Origin of the sequence: Streptomyces sp. RKAG290, from assembly GCF_023701695.1 — a bacterium.
In the GTDB taxonomy this organism is placed as follows: Bacteria; Actinomycetota; Actinomycetes; order Streptomycetales; family Streptomycetaceae; genus Streptomyces.
Genome location: NZ_JAJOZC010000010.1, coordinates 1 through 3278 on the forward strand (window position 1 = coordinate 1; position 3278 = coordinate 3278).

Genomic DNA, 3278 nt, shown 5'->3' on the forward strand with positions numbered 1-3278 from the left:
GGCCGCGTGCATCGCGTCGGCCAGGTGTTGTGGTGGGTTCTCGCCCAGGGCGGCGGTGACGCCTTCGGCGTCGAGGAGGTCGAACGCGAAGGGCAGGTCCGCGCAGTGGCACGCCATGCCGGCGAAGCCCGGCGCCGTGGTGGGCGTGTGAACTCGTAGAGCCAGGTGGGCCTTTCGCGCCGTGCTCGGGCGTCGGCGACGGCCAGTGTGGGCGCGCGGAAGGTCGTGTCGGTGACCGCCTGGCCCAACAGGCGAGCCGGCTCGTGCGCGTACGGGGCGTGCGTGTCCAGAAAGATCTGGGTGCGCTTTTCGTCGAGCCCGAAGGCGGCGAGCGTGCTGCGCACGTCGGCGGCCGTGAGGCCGGGCTGCGGCATGCCGTTGAACTCGTGTGCCGTGAAGCCGGCCATCAGCGGGATGCCCGCACCCGCGTCCCCGGCGGTGAGCGCTTCGCGCACCGGCCGCGGGATGAGCTCGCCGTCGGCGAAGGGGCGAGGGCGAGCATGGGCAGCCGCCGGCCCCGGGTGCCGGGGCGGTGAGCCGGTCCTGGTGGGCGAGGAGTTCGGCGTCGGTCAGGTGCTGGAGCGCGCCCGCGGTGGCGAGGACGCCGGTGCGCTCGGTGAACAGCGCGCTGACGGCCTCGGCCGTACCCCGGCCCTGCGGCTCCATCACGGCCCCGGATACGGAGATCGCTGCCCGGAACAGGCCCTGGGCGGCAGGCGTGGCGAGCAGCGTCTGGACCGCCCGCCGCCCGCCGACTGGCCGGCGACGGTCACCTTTGCGGGGTCGCCGCCGAAGCACGCGATGCTGTCGCGCACCCACTCCAGGGCCGCGATCCAGTCACGGACGCCCCGGTTGTCGGGCGCGTCGGGCAGCTGGAGGAAACCCTCGATGCCGAGCCGGTAGCCGAGGGAGACCAGAACGATGCCGTCCCGGTTGAAGGACCGGCCGTCGTACCACGGGCTCGCGGCCGATCCGGCGACGAAGCCGCCGCCGTGAATCCAACGAGGACCGGCAGGCCGGCGGTGGACGAGGGGTCGGGGGTGAAGACGTTGAGGTTCAGGGTGGCCGCGCCGGGGACGGTCGGCTCGGGGATCGTGGTGACCTCGGCGAACGTCCGGCGCTGTGCGGTCGGGCCGTAGGACGTGGCATCGAGGACGTCGGTCCACGGTTCGGGCGGCACGGGTGCGGCGAAGCGGAGGCTGCCGACAGGCGGTTGCGCGTAGGGGAGGCCGAGGAAACGTACGCCGGTGGCGTGGCGTTCACCGCGCACGGGGCCGTGGGGTGTGGCAACGGTGAGGGTGACGTGGTGGGGTGGTGCGGCATGAGGATCTCCCTGAGGTGTCGGATCAGGAGCGCGGGGCGTCGTGGGTGACGTAGTGCTTCAGCCGGTTGAGCTCCCTCGTGTCGCCGGTCCTGACGCCGTACGTGCGGTCGGCGGTGACCGGGGAGACGGTGATGTGGCCCTGTTGCAGCAAGGCGGTGGAGTCGGCGTTCCTGAGGGTCTCGGTGCACGGGTCGCCGGGGTGTTGCGCACACGCCGAAGGTGATGTCGTAGCTGTCCGTGCCGGCCTGCGGCCTGGGCCGGTAGGCGTGCCAGACGACCTGGCCGTGGCCGATGCTCGTCCACGCCGGGGCTTCGCCGCCGGCCGGTGCTGACGTCCGGGTAGTCGACCTTCACCGCGAAGCGGTCGGTGAACAGGTCGCGGCCGCGCATCCCGGCGAGGAGGGCGGCGGCGAAGCGGGCGTGCGCACGGTAGTTGACGAGCGGGAAGTACGACTGGGAGGCGTCGCCCGAGGAGGAGAGGGCGACTGCGGGGACCTTGGTCGATCGCGGCGACGGCGGCACCGACCGTGCCCGAGTCGTTGACCTGGGCGCTGACGTTGGGTCCGGAGTTGATGCCGGTCACCACCAGGTCGGGGCCTTCCGGCCAGCCCGCCTTCGCGGCGAGACCGGCGCGCAGGGCGAACTTCACGGTGTCCGCCGGGGTGGCGCTCGCGCTGTCGGCGGCGCAGGGGCCGTCGGAGAGGCAGATCCGTAGACGGGGGAACCGGACCGGGTGCCGGCACAGTCGTTCTCGTAGCCGCGGGCATGCGGGTGCGCCGGGCGAGTGTCAGTGTGCCGCCGTTGGTGACGGCGGTCCCTTGCCGGACTGCACCTGCCAGGGCGCCATGACGACGACGTCGGCCCCGGCGCCGCACAGCGCCTTGCGGATCTCGTACAGGCCGAGGCCGTCGGAGTGGGAGGTCCTGGCCGCCTGCATGGAGTCGTCGTTGGACAGCAGAACGCGCAGGCCGGCCAGCGCCGGGAAGGGCCGGCGTGTTCCTTCGGGGCCGGGGGCGAGGGGTGCTGCCGGCCGCGGCGGCCACGCCGAGGGTCGACAGAAGGGCACCGGTCACAGCGGCGACGACGGTGAGTTTGCGCGAGGTGGAGGCCATGAGTGGATTCCTTCACGGTGGACGGCGACGCAGGTGGGCGGGGACCGGGAGCGGGCGCCGCGTCAGGTGGCGCCCCGCTCCGGTGGCTGGGTGGGGCGGCCGGGCGGTCGGACGTCCAGGCCGGCCCCGTACGGGAAGAGCGGGTCGGCGGTGTCGTGCGGCACGTCAGGGCGGGACTCCTGGACCGCGGTCATCGAGCGGGGCATCTCGAACGGCAGCCGTCCCTCCGCACGGGCGCGGCCGAAGGCGACGTCCAGCAGCGCCGAGTCGCCGGCGCCGTAGTCGGCGATGAGCGCGGCGGCGCGTCCGGCGATCTCGGGCACCACGGCGGGCCTTTCGAGGTTGAGGCACACGAGGGTCGGCACGGTGTCCAGCAGCCGCAGGACCGGCTTGAGCTCCTCGTCGGTGAAGTCCAGCCGCCCCGAGTGGAACAGTGACTCGAAGCGGTTGTCCCGCTGTTCGTACGGCGTCCGTAGCCGGAGCACGGCGAGGTCCGCGTCGGCAGGGTCCCGACCACGTCTCCGTAGCGCGCCGCGACTTCGGCGTCGACGCCCTCGACGTACAGCTTCGGACGCACCTCGGTGACCGGGAGCGTCCGGTCGCGATTCACCAGGACGGTCAGCGAACGGCGCTGGGCGGCCTCACCGGCGGCACGGAACTCGCCGGCGCCGACGATCTCCTGCGCCAGGCCGGGGTCCACGTACGGGTTGTCGAAGAGTCCGAGCGCGAACTTCTCGCGCAGCAGGCGACGTACGGAGGTGTCGACACGGTCCTCGCCGATGCGGCCGGAGCGCACGAGCTCGACCACGACCCCGGGGCATTCCTCGCCGCCGAACTGGTCG

The 3278-nt window shown here is 73.2% G+C and carries 4 protein-coding genes and 3 pseudogenes; 1 reads left to right on the plus strand and 6 read right to left on the minus strand.

Translation table 11 applies throughout. The annotated features are described in order from the left end of the window. From LNW71_RS35270 to LNW71_RS35285, 6 genes and pseudogenes are all read right to left on the minus strand, one after another. Window positions 1-455, minus strand: a pseudogene (locus LNW71_RS35270) (carboxylesterase family protein); the annotation flags it as partial. Between the two features lie 210 nt (window positions 456-665). Continuing rightward, window positions 666-1270, minus strand: a pseudogene (locus LNW71_RS35275) (carboxylesterase family protein). Between the two features lie 76 nt (window positions 1271-1346). Next, window positions 1347-1475, minus strand: a complete 129-nt coding sequence (locus tag LNW71_RS36330) for a hypothetical protein (RefSeq protein WP_285803298.1) — start codon at window positions 1473-1475, stop codon at window positions 1347-1349. Window positions 1476-1823: 348 nt separating this feature from the next. Beyond that, a pseudogene (locus LNW71_RS37200) lies at window positions 1824-2069 on the minus strand (5'/3'-nucleotidase SurE); the annotation flags it as partial. Window positions 2070-2111: 42 nt separating this feature from the next. Next, entirely contained in the window at window positions 2112-2390 is a 279-nt protein-coding gene (locus LNW71_RS37205) for a hypothetical protein (RefSeq protein ID WP_374119560.1), read from the minus strand. Between the two features lie 108 nt (window positions 2391-2498). After that, entirely contained in the window at window positions 2499-2921 is a 423-nt protein-coding gene (locus tag LNW71_RS35285) for a glycoside hydrolase family 3 C-terminal domain-containing protein (RefSeq protein WP_250972305.1), read from the minus strand. On the opposite strand from LNW71_RS35285, the gene LNW71_RS35290 reads away from it, so the two are divergent. Next, window positions 2870-3278 (plus strand): hypothetical protein (locus LNW71_RS35290; protein ID WP_250972306.1); only part of this gene is annotated, 409 nt, incomplete at its 3' end. The genes LNW71_RS35285 and LNW71_RS35290 overlap by 52 nt on opposite strands.